Source organism: Faecalibacterium longum, from assembly GCF_040094125.1.
GTDB lineage: Bacteria > Bacillota > Clostridia > Oscillospirales > Ruminococcaceae > Faecalibacterium > Faecalibacterium longum.
On the sequence record NZ_JBBNIH010000107.1, the window covers coordinates 1 to 19,414 of the forward strand.

A 19,414-nucleotide genomic window follows, 5' to 3' on the forward strand; every position below is an offset into this window, starting at 1 on the left:
GTCGCCGACTTGATCAAAACGCTCTAAGAGAAATCTTGGAGCGTTTTCTTTTTGCTTTTTTCGTCCAAAGCTCTTGCCGATGAAAAAATTTCCCAGTTCCTGCATGAAAATGCCGTCCTCAATCGTATATAGGATAAAGGTGTCTGCAATGCGGCAGGAATGCCAAGGAGGACAGCATGAAGCTTTTATTCAAACAGCGTGCATTTACCTGGTTTGACAGCTATGACATTTACGACGAAAACGAAAATACGGTCTATGTCGTGAAAGGGCAGCTCTCGTGGGGACACTGCCTGAAAATATTCGACGCCAGCGAGGAGCATGAGCTGGGTACCGTGAGGGAGCAGATTTTTTCCTGGTGGCCCCAATTCGAACTTTACGAGGGGAGCGACTGCATCGGCACCCTGAAAAAAGAACCGTGGGGCTGGTTCAAACCACGGTATAATATCGACTTCAACGGCTGGCACATCGAAGGCGACTGGACGGAATGGGACTACACCATCACCGGGCCGGATGGGGAAAAGGTGGCGGCGATCTCAAAGGAGCTGCTCCACTGGACGGATACTTATGTGCTGGACATTGCAGATCCGGAGGATGCGCTGTATGTGCTGATGTTCGTGCTGGCCATCGACGCGGAAAAGTGTTCTCGGAACTAAAAAGCGGCCCTGCCGTGGAATTCTCCACATGGCAGGGCCGCTTTGGTTGAATGCCGATTAAACTTTATTCGCAAATACGATGCCGATGGTGCCGGGGCCGGAGTAGCCGCCGATGGTCGTGCCGATGTCGGTCTCAATAATGTTCTCAAACTTGCCGTATTTGCGCAGACCGGCTTTGATGGCCTCCATGCAGCCGGGTTTGGGCTGGCAGGACGAGATAAAGACCATGCTGTTGTCGATGTCGTCCCGGCCATCCAGCAGGTCGGTGATGTACTTGCCCACGCAGATGGGCAGACTGCCGCGGTACTTCCTGACGACCTTCAGCTCACCGTCGATGATGGCGAGGCTGGGTTTGATGCCCAGAATGTTGGCGCCGAACGCCAGCACGCCGGAGCAGCGCCCGCTCTTGGCCATGTAGTTGAGCTGGTTGAGCACAAAGCTCAGCTCGACCCGGTTGGCGAGGCTCTGGAGGCGCATACAGATGTTCCGGGCCGTCAGGCCATCCGCAGCCCACTTGGCGGCACGAAGGACAAGATAGCCCTGACCGGTGCAGATGTTCTCGCTGTCGATGACGGACACGTTGGCGTATTCCTGTGCGGCAAGGCAGGCGTTCTGGTAGCAGGAGGAAAGCTTGGCGCTGACCGAGATGTGGATGACGGCGTCATACTCCTTGGCAAAGGGCTCGAAGAAATCGATGTACTCCACGGGGTTTGCGGCAGCGGATTTCGGGGTCTGGCCGCCTGCATCCACATGGGCAAAGACGTCAGCCGGATGAATGGTGACGCCGTCCAGATAAGTATCGTCGCCCATCAGGATGTGCATGGGCATCAGAGAAATGTTCCATTGCCGCAGCAGCTCTTCGGACAAATCACAGGTGCTGTCGGCGGTGATCTTGATGTTCAAAAGGTGTCTCCTCTTTTCGTGCCGGGAGCAGCCGACGTCGGTGCAGGCGCTGCCGCAGCAAAATTTCCTTTATAACTATAACACAAAAATCTCAAGATCGTTATCTATTTATCCGGAGTAAAATGTAAATCTTTTATGAAGCGTCAAAAAGTATCTCGTAAAGCCTCGGATTCTGTACACAAAGCACAAAAGTGCCGGTCAATTTATAGTTCTTTCCGAAAATTCGCTCCGAAGTGTTTATTTTGTGCTCCAAAAATTATATAATACTATGTGTCACTAGAATGGATACGGTCTGCCCAGCGGCCGTTTATATTATTGGAGGTTGCTTTCTATGTTCATGTACACCGACTACACCCAGCATTTGCTGGATAATGTGAAGAAGATACACTTCATCGGCTGCGGCGGCAGCGGTATGTATCCTCTCATCCAGATCCTCTCCGCAAAGGGCTACGACATTTCGGGCAGCGATGTGCTGGACGGCAGTATCATCCGCTCCGAGCGGGAGATGGGTGTCAAGGTCACGCTGGGCCACAGCGCCGATAATGTCGTCGGTGCAGACCTGGTGGTCTACTCTGCCGCCATCGCAAAGGACAATGTGGAGCTGAATGCGGCAGCCTCCTACGGCATCACGACGGTGGAGCGCAGCGTCCTGCTGGGCTATGTGAGCCGTCTGTACAAGCAGAGCATCTGCGTCTCCGGTACCCATGGCAAGACCACGACCACCTCCATGATCACCACTGCTCTGGAGCTGGCAGGCCGCGATCCCTCTGCGGTCATCGGCGGCAAGCTGCCCCTCATCCACGGCTACGGCAAGGCCGGCAAGGGCGATGACATCGTCATCGAAGCCTGCGAGTTCTCCGAGACCTTCCTGAAGCTGACTCCCTACCTCTCCGTCGTGCTGAACATCGACAACGACCATCTGGACTACTACGGCAGCATGGGTGAGCTGAAGTTCGCCTTCAAGCGCTTTGCCCTGATGACCCAGTTCATGATCTTCGCCAACGCCGACGACAAGAACACGATGGACGTCATGTACACTCTTGACCGCCGTGTGCGCACCTTCGGCATCGACAACGACGGCGATTATCAGGCCATCAATGTGCAGGAGTATAAGCCCGGCTTCTTCGAGTTCGATTTGAAGGAGTGGAGCAAGGTGACGGGCCACATCCGTCTGGCTGTGCCGGGCCGTCACAACATCTACAATGCGCTGGCCATGTGCGCGGTCTGCCGTTTTGCGGGCCTGACCGTGGAGCAGTGCGCCGCCGCTGCCGCAAGCTTCAAGGGCGCAGGACGCCGTTTCGAGGTCTACGGTGAGTGCAACGGTGCTGTGGTGGTGGATGACTACGCTCATCACCCCACCGAGCTGCGTGCGACCCTGAACACCGCCAAGGAACTGGGCTACAAGCGCCTCATCGCCGTCCACCAGCCGTTTACATACAGCCGCACCAAGATGCTGTTCAACGACTTTGTGGATGTGCTCAAGATCCCCGATGTGGCAGTCATTACCCCCATCATGGGCAGCCGTGAGCCCAACGACCCCACCATCACCAGCGCAAAGCTGGCCGCTCAGATCCCCGGCTCGGTGCTGGTGGACAGTCTGGAGGCTGCTGCCGACTGGGTGAAGCAGAACGCCCGGGAAGGCGATCTGGTCATCACGCTGGGCTGCGGCGACATCTACAAGGCCAGCAAGATGATGGTCGCTGACAATAACAAGTAAATCCCAAAAGAGATAGCAATGCCCCTGCATCGGCTGAAATGGCTGATGCGGGGGCGTTTTATTTACGGGCAAAAAAGACCTCCGCAGTCCGTGGACGGCGGAGGTCTTGGGTAACTCAGGAGAGATTACAGATTGAAGTAGCGCTTTGCGTTGTCGAAGCAGATGCCCTTGACGATCTTCTCCAGAGCCTTCTCGTCGTTGGGATACTCGCCGTCCTCGACCCACTGACCGATGAGGTTGCAGAGGATGCGGCGGAAGTAATCGTGGCGGGTGTAGCTCAGGAAGCTGCGGCTGTCGGTCAGCATACCGACGAAGTTGCCCAGCAGGCCGAGGCTGGCCAGACGGGACATCTGCTCTTCCATGCCGATCTTGTGGTCATTGAACCACCATGCGGAGCCGTGCTGGATCTTGCCCGGGATCTCGCTGTTCTGGAAGCAGCCGAGGATGGTGCCGATCTGAGCATCATCGCCGGGGTTCAGGCTGTAGATGATGGTTTTGGGGCACTCGTCGGTGTCGTTCAGGGCGCTCAGCAGAGCTGCGATCTCGCCGCCGCAGGTAGCGGTGTTGATCATGTCGTAGCCGGTGTCGGGTCCCAGCAGGGTGTTCATCTTGCGGTTGACGCCGCGCAGGCAGTTGTAGTGGATCTGCATGGCGATGCCGAGGCGGTGATACTGCTTGCCCAGGTGGATGAGGATGTAGGTCTGATACTTCTCGGCCTCTTCCGGAGTGCAGGTCTCGCCGGCCATGACCTTCTGGTAGATGGCATTGACCTCTTCCTTAGTGGCCTCACGGTAGGGGATGTAGTCCAGACCGTGGTCAGAAGCGCGGCAGCCCATCTCGGCGAAGAACTCGATGCGGTCGGTCAGAGCGCTGGTGACGCAGTTGATGCAGGCCAGCTTCTCCTTGCCGACAGCAGCGGCCAGCTTGCCCATGTACTCAGCAAAGCCGGGCTTGTTGATGTTGAGGGCCTTGTCGGGGCGGAAGGAAGGAGCCACGGTGAACTTGATGGTGGGGTCTTCCTTGATCTTCTTGTGCCACTCGAGGCTGTCGATGGGGTCATCGGTGGTGCCGATGAAGGCCACGTTGCTCTGCTCGATGAGGCCGCGGACGGTCAGCTTGGGGTCGTGCTGGAGCTTGTCGTTGCACAGGTTCCAGACTTCCTCAGCGGTGTCGCCGTTCAGCACGCCGTCGTAGCCGAAGAAGGTGTGCAGCTCCAGATTGGTCCAGTGGTACATCGGGTTGCCGATGGCCATGGGCAGAGCCTCAGCGAACTTCTGGAAGCGCTCGCGGTCAGGCTTGTCGCCGGTGATGTACTCCTCAGGCACGCCGTTGGAGCGCATGACGCGCCACTTGTAGTGGTCGCCGAAGTAGCTGCCGTCCGGGTTGCGGCCGCCCAGCCAGACCTGAGCGATGTTGTCGAAGCGGCGGTTCTCGTAGATCTCACGGGGAGGAATGTGGCAGTGGTAATCGCAGATGGGCATATCCTCAGCGTAAGCGTGATACAGGTGCTGTGCGGTGGGCGACTGGAGCATGAACTCCTTATCCATAAATGCTTTCATGGTCAGAACTCCTTTTTTCAATGGTCATGACAGTTTGAAACATTCTTATAGTAGGGCATCGGCCTGTTCCGTGCAAACAGGCCATTCCTGCTTTTAGTATACCGGAAAATGCCGATGTATACAACTGAAAAACTGCCCAAAAATCTCGTGCGGACTTGTACAATTCGCTGGTTTTTATAAAAATGACCCCTTTCCCGGCAAAAAACTGTTGAGAAGCACTTGACTTATTTGTATACAACAGCATAAAATAGAGGCAGAGAAGGGCGCGGCTCAGGCTGCCCCCCGTGAAAGGCAAAGCAATCTGATAAAAGGAGACACTCAAATGGAAACTTTGAATTACAAGGTCCTGGAAAGCACCGGCTACAACGGTTATATCCTCAAGGACGCACCCGTCAAGGTGATGCAGTTCGGTGAGGGCAACTTCCTGCGCGCATTCGTGGATTACTTCTTTGATATTGCCAACGAGAAGGCTGGCTACAACGGCAAGGTCAAGCTCGTCCAGCCCATCGCAAACTTCCCCCAGATGGCTGACTGGATCAACGAGCAGGAGGGTCTGTACACTCTGTACCTGCGCGGCAGCGAGAAGGGCCAGAAGGTCGATGCAAAGCGCGTCATCTCCTGTGTGCATGACTGCGTCTGCCCCTACTCCGAGGGCAAGTGGGACGAAGTGCTGGCTCTGGCCCGCTCTGAGGACCTGGAGATCGTCGTCTCCAACACCACTGAGGCCGGCATCGCCTACACGCAGGGCGACAGCCAGTTTGACCAGGTGCCTCCCAACAGCTTCCCTGCAAAGCTGACCCGCGTACTCTATGAGCGTTACACCGCCTTCAAGGGCGCTGCTGACAAGGGTCTGATCATCCTCTCCTGCGAGCTCATCGACAACAACGGCAAGGAGCTGCAGAAGTGCTGCAACAACTACGCGAAGGACTGGAACCTCGACGCTGCCTTCATCGACTGGATGAACAACGCCAACACCTTCTGCTCCACTCTGGTGGACCGCATCGTCCCGGGCCGCATCCGTGACCCGAAGGAGATGGCTGCTCTGGAAGAGGCCAACGGCTACACCGATAAGGCTCTGGATGTCGGCGAAGTCTTCGGCGTCTGGGTCATCGAAGGCCCCGATGGTCTGGAGGACAAGCTGCCGTTCAAGAAGGCCGGCGTCAACGTCATGGTCGTCCCCGATGTCACCCCCTACAAGAAGCGCAAGGTCCGCATCCTGAACGGTGCTCACACCGGTTTCGTTCTGGGCGCATATCTGGCCGGCTTCGACATCGTGCGTGACTGCATGCACAACGACACCATCCGCGGCTTCATGAACAAGATGCTGCACGAGGAAGTCATCCCCACCCTGCCTCTGGACAAGAAGGACCTCGAGGAGTTCGCTTCTGCTGTGCAGGACCGCTTCAACAACCCGTTCATCAACCACGAGCTGATGAGCATCTCCCTGAACTCCACCTCCAAGTGGAAGGCCCGCAACATGCCTTCCTTCCTGACTTATATCGAGGAGCAGAAGAAGCTGCCCAAGTGCCTGACCATGTCTCTGGCTGCTTATATCGCTTTCTACTCCAACGACATTCAGGAGCGCACTGCTGACGGCCTCATCTGCAAGCGCCCGGCGGGCAACACCTACAAGATCCAGGATGACGCATGGGCTCTGGACTTCTACTATGCACACAAGGACGACACCGCTGCTCAGCTGGTGAACGCCGTTCTGACCAACACCCAGATGTGGGATCAGGACCTGACCAAGATCGAGGGCCTCGAGGCCGCTGTTCTGGCAGACCTGGAGCTCATCCGCACCGAGGGTGCCGAGGCTGCTTACAAGAGCTGCCTGTAAGCTGAAAATTTGCACAAAAGGGCTGCTGCTTTGGGCAGCAGCCCTTTTGGCTTAGAAGATGGTTTCGTAAGCAGGGTGCGCCGAACGACGAGAATTTTTGCCCGCAGACAAGGCGGTTTTCCGCAGCAATCCTCGGCGGATTGCAAGGGAAAGCAACGCAGTATGCGAGCAAAAAAGGCCGTTCGGGCGGTGTGCAATGCTTATGAAAACAGCTTCTCATGAAAGAGTAGGAGAAAAACTATGCCGCAGGCGATCCATATCAGCCCCATCGACAACGTCGTTGTCGCTCTGCATCCCATTGCCAAGGGTACCCTCGTCGAGGTGGACGGCCTTGCCGTTACCGCGCTGGAGGACATCCCTCAGGGCCATAAGATGGCTGTCAAGCCCATCAAGAACGGCGAGAACGTCATCAAGTATGGCTTCCCCATCGGCCACGCCACCGCCGACGCTGAGCCGGGTACCTGGATGCACACCCACAATGTCCACACCAACCTCTCCGGTGAGGTAGAATACAGCTATAACCCCTCCCCCGATCTGGCCCCGCTGCCCAAGGTGGAGCCCGAGACCTTCATGGGCTTCCGCCGCAAGGATGGCCGCGCCGCCATCCGCAACGAGATCTGGATCATCCCCACCGTCGGCTGTGTCAACGACATCGCCAAGAAGATGGTGGCCGACAATCAGGACCTCGTCACCGGTACCATCGAGGGCCTCTACACCTTCACCCACCCCTTCGGCTGCAGCCAGACCGGTCATGACCATGCGCAGACCCGCAAGCTGCTGGCCGCTCTGGTCCGCCACCCCAATGCCGCTGCCGTTCTGGTGCTGCATCTGGGCTGCGAGAACCTGCAGCACGACCAGTTCGTGGAAGAGCTGGGCGAGTATGACCACGACCGCGTGAAGTTCCTGACCTGCCAGGACGTGGACGACGAGTTCACCGCTGCCCGCGACATCCTGAAGGAGCTGGCTGCTTACGCCGGCCAGTTCAAGCGTGAGCCCATCCCCGTGAGTGAGCTGGTGGTCGGCATGAAGTGCGGCGGCTCTGACGGCCTGTCCGGCATCACTGCCAACCCCACCATCGGCCGCTTCTCCGATATGATGGGCCAGCGGGGCGGCTCCACCGTCCTGACCGAGGTGCCGGAGATGTTCGGCGCCGAGGGCTTCCTGATGGACCGCTGCATCGACCGCGATGTCTTCGTCAAGGCCGAGCACATGATCAACGGCTTCAAAGAGTACTTCATCAGCCACAATGAGGTCGTTTACGACAATCCCTCTCCGGGCAACAAGCAGGGCGGCATCACCACGCTGGAAGACAAGAGCTGCGGCTGCGTCCAGAAGGGCGGCACCGCCCCCATCATGGACGTCATCGGCTACGGCGACCCCGTCGTCACCAAGGGCCTGAATATGCTCTACGGCCCCGGCAATGACCTCGTGTCCGCCACTGCCATGACCGCCGCAGGCGCACACCTCATCCTCTTTTCCACTGGCCGCGGCACGCCGTTCTCCGCTCCGGCTCCCACCCTGAAGATCTCTACCAACACCCCGCTGGCAGAGAAGAAGTCGGGCTGGATCGACTTCAACACCGGCGTTATCGCAGACGGCGAAAAGACCATCGACGAGGCCGCAAAAGACCTGCTGGATCTGGTCATCCGCGTTGCCAGCGGTGAGCAGACCAAGGCCGAGAAGCACGGCTTCCGCGAGATCTCCATCTTCAAGGACGGCGTCGTGCTGTAACTGCGATTCGCGTATTTTTAATACGTTGGCAACAGCCGCGAATCGCGTGTCACAAAACAGCCGCCTTTGAAAGGGTCTGGAGTGTATCTTTGTGACCAAAATAAAGGCTGCTGTACGCACTTTTTGCGATACGGCGGCCTTTTTGTGCATTGCGAAAGGAGAATTTTATGAGAATAGGGGCCAATGGAGCAATGTTTTTTGCACTGCTTGTTTATGCAGCGATCATCTGCATCGCGGTCCGCATCATCAAATACTTCATCCGCTACGGCATTGATTACTATTTTGAAAAACTGGCGGAATACCAGAAAAAACAGAAACATACGGAGGACTGAAATTTATGAACCAGATCACCACCCAGTACGTCACCGAGAACGGTGCATGCTATGAGCAGTACGTCATCACCGACCCTGCCGCAAAGACCAGCCTGACCATCACCCCCGAGCGCGGCGGTATGATCACCGGCTTCACCCTCGACGGCGACGAGTACATCTGGACCCGCCGCCCCAACTTCTCCGAGTGCAACCGCCCCCGCTTCGGTGTGCCGGTGCTCTTCCCCAGCTGCGGCAACCCCGACGGCGGCGTCCACAACTTTGACGGCAAGGCTTACCCCATGGAGACCCATGGCTTCGCGGACCTGTGCGCATGGGACGTGGAGAGCGTCGGCCCCGACGGCGTGACGCTGGCTCTGGAATCCACCCCGCTGACCAAGTTCCTCTACCCGTTCGACTTCACCCTGCTGGTGAACTACAACCTCGAGGGCAACAAGGCCGCCATCAGCCTGACCGTCATCAACGAGGGCGACAAGCCGATGCCCTTCAGCTTCGGCTACCACCCCTACTTCATGGCTTCCGCTCTGGAGAACGTGGACTTCGACATCAAGTGCGCCACCTGCTCCGAGAACGCCAAGGGTGAGCAGCCCGCCGCTCCCGAGAAGATCACCCTCACCCGCAAGGAGGGCGCAGACAACACCATCCGTCTGATGACCGGTGTTCAGTTCCCCATGACCTTCACCGACAAGGGCAACGGCCACAAGGTCACTGTGGATGCTGACGAGACCTTCGACAAGGGCGTGCTCTGGCAGCAGGATGCCGAGAACTTCGTCTGCATGGAGCCCTGGAACGGCTGGGCCAACAGTGTCAACGAAGAGGGTAAGCACGAGGTGCTGGACGTCGATGAGGCCATGACCAGCGAGTGGAGCATCACCATCGAGAAGGTCTGAGCTTCTGAACCATAACGCATAACAAAACGCCGCACAGCGATTTTTGAGACGCTGTGCGGCGTTTTTGTGTTGTGCCAGATTCAGATGTGGTAATCCACCGGGCGGACCGTCCCTTCCGTGAAATACTCGGGGTGGCGCTGGCGGGCCTGCTCCACCGAGAGCTTGTAGCGGTTGAGGTGGTCGCTGAGGGCGCGGCTGAGGTCTTCTTCGGAGCCGCGCAGGACGGCTTCGAGGATGCGGGTGTGGGCCGCGCAGACGGATTTGTTCTCCTCGGTCTGCAGGCTGAACTTGCGCAGCCGCTCGATGTGCTGGAAGGTGGAGAGCATATGGTCGAAGTGCTCCTCCATGCCGCAGAGCTGGAAGGCCCGGCGGTGGAAGGCATTGTCGAGGTCAAGCATCCGGGTCTCCCGGTTTTCGGCGTCGGGGTCGCGCTCCAGCTGGCGGTAGCTCTCGAGATTGAGCCGGTAGGCGGCTTCCTGCTCGGCAGTCAGACGGCCCCGGATGCGGTTCAGGATCTCTTTTTCCAGCGTGAAGCGGGCGAACTGCTCCATCTCCATCAGCTTGAGGTCGATGGGGGCCACGTGGGTGCCGCTCTGGGGCTTGATGACCACCATGTGGGCAATGTTCAGCATGATGAGGGCTTCCCGCATGGGGGTGCGGCTGATGCCCAGCTCCTGGGCCAGCTCCCGGTCGTTCAGCTCGTCGCCGGGCTTGAGGTCCATGGTGATGATGCGGCTGCGGATGGTCTCATAGGCGACCTCCCGTGCGCTTCGTGATGCCATTGCAGTCACGCTCCTTCTGAAACGGGCAATGCCCGGAAATGTGATATATCAGCTACCACCATTGTAACCGCGGGCATCAGCGCCGTCAAGAGCAGCGGCAACAAAAAACTGTATATTTTACCAAAAAGTTCAACGCTTCCGGGGACGGAGATAGAGCACCGGCACCCAGATGAATGCCACGGCCAGCCCGCAGAAGACGTCGATGATGGAGTGCTGCTTGGTAAAGACGGTGGACGCGCAGATGAGCGCCGCCCAGCCGAAGGCCAGCACTTTGAGCCACGGGCGGTCTTTCGCCAGCGTGCTGCCCGAGAAGGCGATGGCCATACAGGCCGAGCTCTGGCAGTGGATGGAGGGGCAGACGTTCACCGAAGCGTCGGCTTTCCAGATGAGCTGCATCAGAGTCATGGCGATGTTGCTGCGGCCCACTTCTTCCACCGTGGGGCGGATGTCGAGGCCGTTGGGCAGCACCATATAGAGGATGAGGCAGAAGGTCATGCCTGAGAACATCATGAGGCACAGCTTATCATAGCTGGCGGTGTCGAACCACCAGAGCAGTGCCGTGACGCCCGCCAGCAGGAAGAACCAGCTGCCGTAAGGAAAGATGAACCACTCGTTGAAGGGGATGAAGTCGTCCAGCGGGCTGTGGATGATATAGTTCGGGTCGGTGACGGTGAGGTCCAGCCAGAAGAACCAGATGAGGTAGACCACCCAGTACAGCTGATACCACAGGTGGGGCCGTGCGCGAAAAAGAGAAGTTTTCATGGAGAGCTCCTTATTTTTATCATACGATGATACATTTTACCACACTTGTCCGACTTGCGCAAATCCATTTGCTGTTATAGAATAAAGACAGCCTGTCCCGGCGGAGTGCCGGGGCAGAAAACGTGTACTTACAAGCGCAAAGGAGCTTTCATGTCTACTTCATCTCACTCCATCCTTCTTGCGGCCCTCGATCTGGACGGCACCCTGCTCAACAGCAACGGCGAAGTCTCGCCCTACACGCAGAAGGTGCTGTCCGAGGCGTCTGACCGGGGCGTCGTGGTCATCCCGGCTACAGGCCGCCCGCTGGCCAGCCTGCCGCCGGTAGTGGCGAAACAGCCCTGGGTGCATTATGCTCTCACCTCCAACGGTGCGGCGGTCTGGGATCTCGGCGGCGACCCGCTGGGCTGTGTCTACAGCCGGTATGCCAACGCCGCAGAGCATGAGACGAGCCAGCCGGAGTGCATCGTCCGGCGGTGCTTCCCGGTGGAAAAGGCCCGGGAGGTCTACGAGGCGTTCCACGGCCTGCCCGGCGGGCTGAACATCTTCAGCGACGGGCGCGCTCTCCGCGACACGGTGCAGCAGCGCTTTTTCGACGAGCGGTTCGCCCGTCTGGCGGCGGTGAAGGGGACAGAGGCCATCCAGCCCAACGATGGCCGCTTCACCATCCTGCGGGACCAGAGTGAGTGGATGAGCCGCCACGCCCACGAGGTGGAGAAGTTCTGCATGTTCTTTCACTCGGTGAAAGAGGCGCAGCAGTATCTGCCCCGCTTTACGGCCATCGAGGGCGTCGAGGTGGTGCAGGGGTCGCCGGACAACATCGAAGTCACCGCCGCCGGAGTAAACAAGGGCGAGAGTCTGCTGGCGCTGGCCGACCATCTGGGCATCCCCCGCGAGGCCACGCTGGCTGTGGGTGACAGCGAGAATGACCGTGCCATGCTGGAAAAGGCAGGCGTCGCCGCCGTGATGGCAAACGGCATGGAGCACATCCGAAAATTGGCCGACATCGTCAGCGAAAACGACAACGACCACGACGGTGTGGCCGAGATTTTTGCCCGTCTGGGGCTCTGAGAGGCACAGCTTCGGCGTTTTTGTGCAATGTATACAAGCTCTTATGCAAAACATTGTGCTTGTTGAGCATTACCAAACGGCCCGCTCTCGTTTATACTAAAGATACGAATATGCGGTGGGGAAGGTATGCCCATCGGGGCCCTCAGCCGCAGGAGTTCATGCAAATGTTAAAAAGGAGAAATGCGTTATGAATCCCATCGTAGAAAAGGTCTATCAGATCGGCATTATCCCTGTTATTGCTTTTAACAGCGTAGACGAGGCCCTGCCCCTGTGCAAGGCTCTGACTGAGGGCGGTCTGCCCGCAGCTGAGGTCACCTTCCGCACCGCTTGTGCGGAGGAGTGCATCCGCAAGATCCACGAGGAGATGCCCGAGATGCTGCTGGGCGCCGGCACTGTCCTGACCTGCGAGCAGGCTGACCGCGCTATGGCTGCTGGTGCTTCCTTCATCGTTGCTCCCGGCTTCGACCCCGAGGTCTGCAAGCACGTCATCGACAAGGGCGGCGTCATGATGCCCGGCACCGCTTCCGCAGGCGAGATGCAGCAGGCTATGAACATGGGCTGCGAGGCTCTGAAGTTCTTCCCCGCTGAGGCAAACGGCGGTGTTGGTATGCTGAAGAACATCGGCGCTGCCCTGAAGGGCGCTCGCTGGATGTGCACCGGCGGTGTCAACGCCAAGAACGTCAACGACTACCTGGGCTATGACCAGATCTTCGCTGTCGGCGGCACCTGGATGTGCAAGAGCGACGTCATCAAGGCCGGCGACTGGGCAAAGATCACCGCTCAGAGCAAGGAAGCTGTTGACACCATGCTGGGCCTGCACCTCATCCACGTCGGCATCAACACCGGCAACGAGGAAGAGGCTGCCAAGATCGCAGGTCTCATCTCCACCATGCTGAACATGAAGGTCACTCCGGGCAACTCCAGCATCTTCGTGGGCAACAAGGAGTTTGAGATCATGAAGAAGCCGGGCCGCGGCACCAACGGCCACATCGCCATCGGCTGCAACAACGTCGATCGCGCTATCTACCACCTGTCTCAGCGCGGCGTGAAGTTCGACCTCGACAGCAAGAATGTCAAGAACGGCAAGACCGTCGCCTGCTACATGGAGGGCGAGATCGCCGGCTTCGCATTCCACCTGGTTCAGGCCTGAGTCTGAATTTTCCGTCAAGACCCGCCGCGGCGGGATCATCCGATGATACAAACATAAAGGAGAAACACTATGAAAGTCGTTACCTTTGGCGAGCTGATGGTTCGTCTGCAGCCCTTCAACTACGAGCGCTTCGTTCAGGCCAACAGCCTGGAGTTCACCTTCGGCGGCGGCGAGGCTAACGTCGCTGTCTCTCTGGCCAACTACGGCCTGGACGCAGCTTTCGTCACCAAGCTGCCCGCACACGCTATCGGCCAGGCCGCTGTCAACAGCCTGCGCCGCTACGGCGTCGATACCAGCATGATCACCCGCGGCGGTGACCGTGTCGGCATCTACTACAACGAGAAGGGCGCTTCTCAGCGCGGCTCTGTCTGCATCTACGACCGTGCCAACAGCGCGATCCAGCTGGCTCAGCCTTCCGATTTCGACTGGGATAAGATCTTCGAGGGTGTCGATTGGTTCCACTTCACCGGCATCACCCCGGCTCTGGGCGCAAATGTCGTCGAGATCTGCCTGGAGGCCTGCAAGGCTGCTAAGGCTCACGGCGTGAAGATCAGCTGCGACCTGAACTACCGCGGCAAGCTGTGGACCCGTGACCAGGCTCGTGAGGCTATGACCAAGCTGTGCGAGTACGTTGATGTCTGCATCTCCAACGAGGAGGACGCTAAGGACGTGTTCGGCATCGAGGCTGAGGCTACCGACATCTACGGCGGCAAGCTGAACGCTGAGGGCTACAAGAGCGTTGCCAAGCAGCTGGCTGACAAGTTCCACTTCGAGAAGGTCGCTATCACCCTGCGTGAGAGCCACAACGCTTCCGAGAACGGCTGGAGCGCTATGCTGTACGATGTCGCTTCCAACGAGTACTGCTTCTCCAAGAAGTACGAGCTGAAGATCATCGACCGCGTTGGCGGCGGTGACTCCTTCGGCGGCGGCCTGATCTACGCTCTGCTGAACGGCAAGAGCACTCAGGATGCTGTTGAGTTCGCTGTTGCTGCTTCTGCTCTGAAGCACACCATCGAGGGCGACTACAACATGATGACTGTCTCCGAGGTCGAGAAGCTGGCTGGCGGCGACGGTTCCGGCCGTATCCAGCGCTAAGCAGGAAAGGAGATCCGCTATGGATATCCGTTATTCCTGCAACCAGAAAGACTTCAAGCGCTACACCACCGAGGAGATGCGCGACGAGATGCTCATCACCGGCCTGTACAAGGCGGATGAAGTCGTGGCTGTCTACAGCCATGTGGACCGCATGGTCACGCTGGGCTGTATGCCTGTCCACGAGACGGTCTCCATCGACAAGGGCATCGACGTCTGGGCCAACTTTGGCACCCACTATTTCCTCGAGCGCCGCGAGATCGGTATGTTCAACATCGGCAAGGACTCCACGGGCATCGTGGTGGCCGACGGTGTGAAGTACGAGCTGGGCTATAAGGACTGCCTGTATATCACCCAGGGTACCAAGGAAGTTACGTTTGCTTCCGCAGACCCCGAGCATCCGGCAAAGTTCTATATGGTCTCCGCTCCGGCACATTGCTCTTACGAGACCCGCCTCATCAAGATGGCTGATGCAAATCACCGTCCTCTGGGCAGCGTCGAAACCTGCAATAAGCGCACCATCAATCAGTTCATCCACCCCGACGTGCTCAAGACCTGCCAGCTGAGCATGGGCATGACCGAGCTGGAGCCCGGCTCCAACTGGAACACCATGCCCAGCCACACGCATGAGCGCCGGATGGAGATCTACACCTACTTTGAACTGCCCGAGGGGCAGGTGGTGTTCCACATGTGCGGCGAGCCCACGCAGACCCGCCACATCGTGATGCACAACGAGGACGCTGTCATCAGCCCCTCCTGGAGCATCCACAGCGGCGTAGGCACTTCCAATTACACCTTTATCTGGGCAATGGGCGGCGAGAACATGGAGTTTGACGACATGGACAACATCGCTACCACTGACCTGCGCTAAACAAGTACACCATACAACGCCCCGCATCGGGAGACCGATGCGGGGCGTTTTGCTAAATATTTAACTTTGACGGAGGAATATAATGGATTTATCGGCTTTCGATTTGAAGGGCAAGGTCGCCCTCGTCACCGGCGGTGCGCACGGCATCGGCTTCTCCATCGCAGAGGGTATGGCCAAGTGCGGTGCCACCATCTGCTTCAACTGCTCTTCCGAGGCCAGCCTTGAGAAGGGAATGGCTGCTTATAAAGCCGCCGGCATTGACGCTCACGGCTATGCCGCAGACGTCTCCGATGAGGACGCCGTCAACGCGATGGTGGCGAAGATCAAGGCCGAGGTCGGCCCGGTGGACATCCTGGTCAACAACGCCGGCCTGATGAAGCGGGTGCCGATGGTCGAGATGAGCCACGCCGACTTCATGCGGGTCATCGACGTCCATGTGGGCGGTGCGTTCAACTGCTCCAAGGCTGTCCTGCCTGATATGATGGAAAAGCGCGAGGGCAAGATCATCAACATCTGCTCCATGATGAGCGAGCTGGGCCGCGAGACCGTCTCTGCCTACGCCGCCGCAAAGGGCGCCCTCAAGATGCTGACCAAGAACATCGCCTCCGAGTACGGCGAGTACAACATCCAGTGCAACGGCATGGGTCCGGGCTATATCGCCACCGCCCAGACCGCCCCGCTGCGTGAGGTCCAGCCCGACGGCAGCCGTCACCCCTTCGACCAGTTCATCACCGCCAAGACCCCGGCGGGCCGCTGGGGCGACCCGGAAGATATGGTCGGCCCCTGCGTCTTCCTGGCCTCCCACGCCTCCGACTTCGTGAACGGTCAGATTTTGTACGCCGACGGCGGCATCCTCGCCTATATCGGCCGACAGCCTAAGTAAATCAGACAGCAGAAAAGCCCTGCGGCGTGCCGCAGGGCTTTTGTCGTATCATCTTTGTGCACTCAGGCCATATTGCGATGGGACTGTATCCATGAGCCACCGCTGCCGTTTCCGACGGCAGTGTTGTAGACCACGTTTTTCAGTTCCTTGACCATGGAAGCCTTGGAACTCTCGTAGGCCTTTTGTGCATTGTCAGCGAGGGACTGGTCGCGGCCATTCTCCCGCAGGCAGGTGCGCATCTCCGACAGCAGCGCATTGAATTCCTTGTCGCAGGCGCTCTGCATGGAGGTCAGCTTGCCGCCCTTGGAAACAACGATGGAGACTTTCAGGCCGAGGCTGTGCTTTTCGGCGGGGTACTCCATGTACTCATCGTAGGCGTCGCAGATGACAGAATAGAGTTGCGACTGGAACTTCTTCTGCAGCTTTTCCATCTGAAGAAGATACTGTGCAAGCTGTGCGTCACACTCGTTCTGAGGGGTGGGAGCGGAAGAGGAAGACGAGGAAGCAGCCGGATGGGAGGCAGTCGGCTCCTGTGCAGCAGTCTGCCTGGTGGAGGATGCCTCGGATGCCGCCTTGGAGGAAGAAGCTGCACTGGAAGAGTTGTTGTCAGCAGAAGTGCTGGATGCAGAGGCGCTTTCGGCGGCCTCTTCAGAAGCAACGGCCTCCTCAGAAGCAGCGGTTTCTTCCGAGGCGGCCTTTTCCTCTGCGACGAGCTCGATGACAGAGGCAAATTCACTGTTGCTGGTGTCGGTCAAGAGCTGGTCCCATGCGTCGGCGCTCTCGGATGCGGCTTCGGACGAACTGGATACGTCAGAAGGCTCGGCAGCGATGGACACAGAGCGGAACATATCGAGTACGGAGACGGCAGGGATCGCAACTGCAACGGCAACACACATCCCGACTGCCGCAGCGATGCGGGAAATCAATTTTTTCTTCATAGAATAACTCCTGTTTCAGAGGATCGGGTCGAAATGACTGATGATAAGGATACCATCCCTGAAAAAGGAAATCAATAGATAAAACGTGAAACTTTTGGATATTTTAGAGGGAATCAAACAAGCGGGGATGCTGTGTTTTGCAGCATTCCCGCTTGTTGTCTCAGATAATGATGCCGTCGCAGTGGTCGAGCTCGTGCTGGATGATCTCTGCTGTCCAGCCTGAGAAGGTCTTGATGCGGGGCTGGAACTTTTCGTTCTGCCACTGCACCTTGATGGTCTGCCAGCGTTTGGTCTTTCGGGTGCCGGTGAGGGAGAGACAGCCCTCCTCCGTCTCATACGGCCCGGACTTTTTGAGGATGACCGGGTTGAACATGACGAGATAGCCGTCCTCACTCTCGAATGCGATGATGCGTTTAGCGACGCCTATCATGTTCGCTGCCATGCCGACGCAGCCGTCTTTGTGGGCGATGAGCGTTTCCAGCAGGTCCTGCGCGATGGGCAGGTCTTCCGGCAGGGCAGGCGCGGCTTTTCGGGCGAGAAAAAGCTCGTCTTTGCAGATGTCACGAATCATATTATTTCAGCTTCTCAAGAATTTCGTCGGCGCTCACACCGCTGGCGAGGAGCTTTTTCAGCACATCCTCGGCTTCGGCCTTCTTGGATGCCTCGGCGGCTTTCTGGGCGGCAGCGGCCTGTCTGGCTTCCAGCTTGGCTACTTCTTTGTCGAGCTTCTTGACAGAGGCCTTTTTGGCTTTCAGGTCGGCGTTCAGCGACTTGACGTCGGTCTTCAGCTCTTCGATGCTGGCAGCCACTTTCAGGATCTCAGCTTCCACGGCGGCTTTCTCTTCCTGCTTTGCTGCGATTTGTGCGGCGAAGTCGGCGGTCACTTTAGTGGTCTTGACTTTATTCTTGCTTCCTTTGGGTCTGGGCATGGCGGGATACCTCCTGATTTTGGTTAGTTTGTGAGATAAGTATATCACACTTTTTATGTGCATTCCAGTCGGCTTTTAAGCAAAAATACAGAACAAAAAACCGCAAAAAGCGCAGATGTTCCTGCAGCTCTTCACGGTTTTTCCTTTTATCGGAGTGGCGAGACTCGAACTCGCGGCCTCCTGCTCCCAAAGCAGGCGCGCTACCAACTGCGCAACACCCCGGCGGTGATACTTAGATAGTATACCTTTTTTTGGACGCGGAGTCAATCCCGGGGGTGGAAAAATCAGGACTTGGTGCCGCAGCAGCCGCAGCCCTCTTTGACGGCGGGCAGGCTCTGGGCCAGCTGCTCGAGGGTGACGCTGTCGATGTATTGGTTGATCACATCGTCCAGCCCGGCCCAGAAAGGCAGAGTGAAGCACTGGTCAGACATGGGGCATTCGTTGGTCTCGCTGCCGAGGCAGGGGATGGGGGCAACGCTGCCCTCAATGGCGCGCAGGATCTCACCGGCGGTGTAGTCGGCGGGGGCTTTGGTCAGGCGGTAGCCGCCCTGACTGCCGCGCTCACTCTTGACGAGGCCTACGCGGGCCAGCGGGGTGACGATCTGCTCCAGATATTTCAGGCTCAGCTGCTGGCGCTCGCTGATCTCCTTCAGCGAGACGGTAGAACCCGGGGCGTAGCGGGCCAGCTCGGCCATCAGCCGCAGCGCATAGCGGCTCTTGGTGGAAAATTTCATAGCGGTTCTCTCCTTGCTTGCCTTCCAGTATACCACGACTACCCGCTTTTGGAAAGTGAAAAAACCTGCCTTTTGCTCCGGACGCGGAAATATCGAAAAGTCATCTTGCTAGAACAAAAAATATCTGTTATCATAAGATGATGCAACAAGAGATATAAGGAGAGACACTTATGATACAGAAGATCGAGCCCGCAGCCGCCATCCGTCTGCTGGACGCGAAAAAGGCACAGGCTGTGGACGTGCGGGAGCCGGACGAGTACGCAGTGGGCCATATCCCGGGCGCAAAGCTGCTGCCGCTGGGTGAGGTGATGAGCCGCGCTGCCGAGGTGCTGCCCGACAAGGACGCACCCTGGCTGGTCTACTGCCGCACCGGCCGCCGCAGCGCTGATGCCGTCCAGAAGCTGGATGCGCTGGGCTATACCAATATCTACGACCTCGGCGGCATCCTCAGCTGGCCCTATGAAATCGAAGGGGACTTTGAGGGGCATTTCTAATGTGACGGAGAGCGTTTTCTCGCGCCGGTGGCGCGGGGGTAGAGCGCTTTTTCGCTGGGCTAAGTTCTCTTTTGCGTGCCAAAAGAGAACCA

Annotated in this window: 20 protein-coding genes and 1 tRNA gene; 12 read left to right on the forward strand and 9 right to left on the reverse strand. The window is 58.0% G+C overall.

What is annotated here, in order from left to right:
* The first annotated feature begins 176 nt into the window (after positions 1-176).
* Entirely contained in the window at positions 177-653 is a 477-nt protein-coding gene (locus tag AAAU26_RS04335; protein ID WP_207677516.1) for an LURP-one-related/scramblase family protein, read from the forward strand.
* Positions 654-710: 57 nt separating this feature from the next.
* Here AAAU26_RS04335 and AAAU26_RS04340 read toward each other — a convergent pair whose 3' ends face one another.
* Positions 711-1,556 carry a DegV family protein gene (locus AAAU26_RS04340; protein ID WP_217212385.1) on the reverse strand — a complete coding sequence of 282 codons (846 nt, stop codon included), beginning with the start codon at positions 1,554-1,556 and terminating at the stop codon, positions 711-713.
* A gap of 331 nt (positions 1,557-1,887) precedes the next feature.
* Here AAAU26_RS04340 and murC point away from each other — a divergent pair, with 331 nt between their 5' ends.
* Positions 1,888-3,273, forward strand: coding sequence for a UDP-N-acetylmuramate--L-alanine ligase (murC, locus tag AAAU26_RS04345; protein WP_158403451.1), 1,386 nt, complete (start codon positions 1,888-1,890; stop codon positions 3,271-3,273).
* 125 nt (positions 3,274-3,398) lie between these two features.
* Here the strand turns inward: murC and uxaC are convergent, their stop codons facing one another.
* The gene (uxaC, locus tag AAAU26_RS04350; RefSeq protein ID WP_227619603.1) at positions 3,399-4,832 is read right to left on the reverse strand and encodes a glucuronate isomerase; all 1,434 of its coding nucleotides are present in this window, start codon (positions 4,830-4,832) and stop codon (positions 3,399-3,401) included.
* 322 nt (positions 4,833-5,154) lie between these two features.
* Here uxaC and AAAU26_RS04355 point away from each other — a divergent pair, with 322 nt between their 5' ends.
* The 4 genes from AAAU26_RS04355 (at position 5,155) to AAAU26_RS04370 (ending at position 9,619) form a co-directional block, all read left to right on the forward strand.
* Positions 5,155-6,669: a tagaturonate reductase gene (locus tag AAAU26_RS04355; RefSeq protein ID WP_227619604.1), complete on the forward strand. Its 1,515-nt coding sequence runs from the start codon at positions 5,155-5,157 to the stop codon at positions 6,667-6,669.
* A gap of 240 nt (positions 6,670-6,909) precedes the next feature.
* Entirely contained in the window at positions 6,910-8,400 is a 1,491-nt protein-coding gene (locus AAAU26_RS04360) for a UxaA family hydrolase (RefSeq protein ID WP_158395927.1), read from the forward strand.
* 191 nt (positions 8,401-8,591) lie between these two features.
* A complete protein-coding gene (locus AAAU26_RS04365; protein ID WP_227619605.1) occupies positions 8,592-8,732 on the forward strand; it encodes a hypothetical protein in 141 nt (46 codons plus the stop codon).
* 5 nt (positions 8,733-8,737) lie between these two features.
* Positions 8,738-9,619, forward strand: a complete 882-nt coding sequence (locus tag AAAU26_RS04370; protein ID WP_217212393.1) for an aldose epimerase family protein — start codon at positions 8,738-8,740, stop codon at positions 9,617-9,619.
* An 80-nt stretch (positions 9,620-9,699) separates the two neighbouring features.
* Here AAAU26_RS04370 and AAAU26_RS04375 read toward each other — a convergent pair whose 3' ends face one another.
* The gene (locus AAAU26_RS04375; protein WP_227619606.1) at positions 9,700-10,401 is read right to left on the reverse strand and encodes a GntR family transcriptional regulator; all 702 of its coding nucleotides are present in this window, start codon (positions 10,399-10,401) and stop codon (positions 9,700-9,702) included.
* A 129-nt stretch (positions 10,402-10,530) separates the two neighbouring features.
* Entirely contained in the window at positions 10,531-11,163 is a 633-nt protein-coding gene (locus tag AAAU26_RS04380) for a phosphatase PAP2 family protein (RefSeq protein ID WP_227619607.1), read from the reverse strand.
* Positions 11,164-11,313: 150 nt separating this feature from the next.
* On the opposite strand from AAAU26_RS04380, the gene AAAU26_RS04385 reads away from it, so the two are divergent.
* The 5 genes from AAAU26_RS04385 (at position 11,314) to AAAU26_RS04405 (ending at position 16,227) form a co-directional block, all read left to right on the forward strand.
* Positions 11,314-12,231, forward strand: coding sequence for a Cof-type HAD-IIB family hydrolase (locus AAAU26_RS04385; RefSeq protein ID WP_158395932.1), 918 nt, complete (start codon positions 11,314-11,316; stop codon positions 12,229-12,231).
* Positions 12,232-12,418: 187 nt separating this feature from the next.
* Positions 12,419-13,381: a bifunctional 4-hydroxy-2-oxoglutarate aldolase/2-dehydro-3-deoxy-phosphogluconate aldolase gene (eda, locus tag AAAU26_RS04390; RefSeq protein ID WP_227619608.1), complete on the forward strand. Its 963-nt coding sequence runs from the start codon at positions 12,419-12,421 to the stop codon at positions 13,379-13,381.
* Positions 13,382-13,450: 69 nt separating this feature from the next.
* Complete coding sequence (locus AAAU26_RS04395; protein WP_149794909.1) at positions 13,451-14,476, forward strand: sugar kinase; 1,026 nt, start codon at positions 13,451-13,453, stop codon at positions 14,474-14,476.
* Positions 14,477-14,495: 19 nt separating this feature from the next.
* Positions 14,496-15,344, forward strand: coding sequence for a 5-dehydro-4-deoxy-D-glucuronate isomerase (kduI, locus tag AAAU26_RS04400; protein ID WP_149794910.1), 849 nt, complete (start codon positions 14,496-14,498; stop codon positions 15,342-15,344).
* 82 nt (positions 15,345-15,426) lie between these two features.
* Positions 15,427-16,227, forward strand: coding sequence for a gluconate 5-dehydrogenase (locus tag AAAU26_RS04405; protein ID WP_158395936.1), 801 nt, complete (start codon positions 15,427-15,429; stop codon positions 16,225-16,227).
* 62 nt (positions 16,228-16,289) lie between these two features.
* Here AAAU26_RS04405 and AAAU26_RS04410 read toward each other — a convergent pair whose 3' ends face one another.
* From AAAU26_RS04410 to AAAU26_RS04430, 5 genes are all read right to left on the reverse strand, one after another.
* Complete coding sequence (locus AAAU26_RS04410) at positions 16,290-17,165, reverse strand: hypothetical protein (RefSeq protein ID WP_227619609.1); 876 nt, start codon at positions 17,163-17,165, stop codon at positions 16,290-16,292.
* Between the two features lie 160 nt (positions 17,166-17,325).
* Entirely contained in the window at positions 17,326-17,736 is a 411-nt protein-coding gene (locus AAAU26_RS04415; protein ID WP_158395940.1) for a peptide deformylase, read from the reverse strand.
* A gap of 1 nt (position 17,737) precedes the next feature.
* Positions 17,738-18,094 (reverse strand): hypothetical protein, encoded by a 357-nt coding sequence (locus tag AAAU26_RS04420; protein ID WP_158395942.1) that lies wholly within the window; start codon positions 18,092-18,094, stop codon positions 17,738-17,740.
* 149 nt (positions 18,095-18,243) lie between these two features.
* Positions 18,244-18,316: transfer RNA gene (locus tag AAAU26_RS04425), tRNA-Pro, on the reverse strand.
* A 62-nt stretch (positions 18,317-18,378) separates the two neighbouring features.
* Positions 18,379-18,828, reverse strand: coding sequence for an RrF2 family transcriptional regulator (locus AAAU26_RS04430; RefSeq protein WP_158395944.1), 450 nt, complete (start codon positions 18,826-18,828; stop codon positions 18,379-18,381).
* A 170-nt stretch (positions 18,829-18,998) separates the two neighbouring features.
* On the opposite strand from AAAU26_RS04430, the gene AAAU26_RS04435 reads away from it, so the two are divergent.
* Positions 18,999-19,322 (forward strand): rhodanese-like domain-containing protein, encoded by a 324-nt coding sequence (locus AAAU26_RS04435; protein ID WP_015565276.1) that lies wholly within the window; start codon positions 18,999-19,001, stop codon positions 19,320-19,322.
* Positions 19,323-19,414 lie beyond the last annotated feature (92 nt).

Coding starts and splice junctions, on each gene's coding strand:
- AAAU26_RS04335 (WP_207677516.1), top strand. CDS start 177: ATGAAGCTTTTATTCAAACAGCGTGCATTTACCTGGTTTGACAGCTAT.
- murC (WP_158403451.1), top strand. CDS start 1,888: ATGTTCATGTACACCGACTACACCCAGCATTTGCTGGATAATGTGAAG.
- uxaC (WP_227619603.1), bottom strand. CDS start 4,832: ATGAAAGCATTTATGGATAAGGAGTTCATGCTCCAGTCGCCCACCGCA.
- AAAU26_RS04355 (WP_227619604.1), top strand. CDS start 5,155: ATGGAAACTTTGAATTACAAGGTCCTGGAAAGCACCGGCTACAACGGT.
- AAAU26_RS04360 (WP_158395927.1), top strand. CDS start 6,910: ATGCCGCAGGCGATCCATATCAGCCCCATCGACAACGTCGTTGTCGCT.
- AAAU26_RS04365 (WP_227619605.1), top strand. CDS start 8,592: ATGTTTTTTGCACTGCTTGTTTATGCAGCGATCATCTGCATCGCGGTC.
- AAAU26_RS04370 (WP_217212393.1), top strand. CDS start 8,738: ATGAACCAGATCACCACCCAGTACGTCACCGAGAACGGTGCATGCTAT.
- AAAU26_RS04375 (WP_227619606.1), bottom strand. CDS start 10,401: ATGGCATCACGAAGCGCACGGGAGGTCGCCTATGAGACCATCCGCAGC.
- AAAU26_RS04380 (WP_227619607.1), bottom strand. CDS start 11,163: ATGAAAACTTCTCTTTTTCGCGCACGGCCCCACCTGTGGTATCAGCTG.
- AAAU26_RS04385 (WP_158395932.1), top strand. CDS start 11,314: ATGTCTACTTCATCTCACTCCATCCTTCTTGCGGCCCTCGATCTGGAC.
- eda (WP_227619608.1), top strand. CDS start 12,419: ATGAATCCCATCGTAGAAAAGGTCTATCAGATCGGCATTATCCCTGTT.
- AAAU26_RS04395 (WP_149794909.1), top strand. CDS start 13,451: ATGAAAGTCGTTACCTTTGGCGAGCTGATGGTTCGTCTGCAGCCCTTC.
- kduI (WP_149794910.1), top strand. CDS start 14,496: ATGGATATCCGTTATTCCTGCAACCAGAAAGACTTCAAGCGCTACACC.
- AAAU26_RS04405 (WP_158395936.1), top strand. CDS start 15,427: ATGGATTTATCGGCTTTCGATTTGAAGGGCAAGGTCGCCCTCGTCACC.
- AAAU26_RS04410 (WP_227619609.1), bottom strand. CDS start 17,165: ATGAAGAAAAAATTGATTTCCCGCATCGCTGCGGCAGTCGGGATGTGT.
- AAAU26_RS04415 (WP_158395940.1), bottom strand. CDS start 17,736: ATGATTCGTGACATCTGCAAAGACGAGCTTTTTCTCGCCCGAAAAGCC.
- AAAU26_RS04420 (WP_158395942.1), bottom strand. CDS start 18,094: ATGCCCAGACCCAAAGGAAGCAAGAATAAAGTCAAGACCACTAAAGTG.
- AAAU26_RS04430 (WP_158395944.1), bottom strand. CDS start 18,828: ATGAAATTTTCCACCAAGAGCCGCTATGCGCTGCGGCTGATGGCCGAG.
- AAAU26_RS04435 (WP_015565276.1), top strand. CDS start 18,999: ATGATACAGAAGATCGAGCCCGCAGCCGCCATCCGTCTGCTGGACGCG.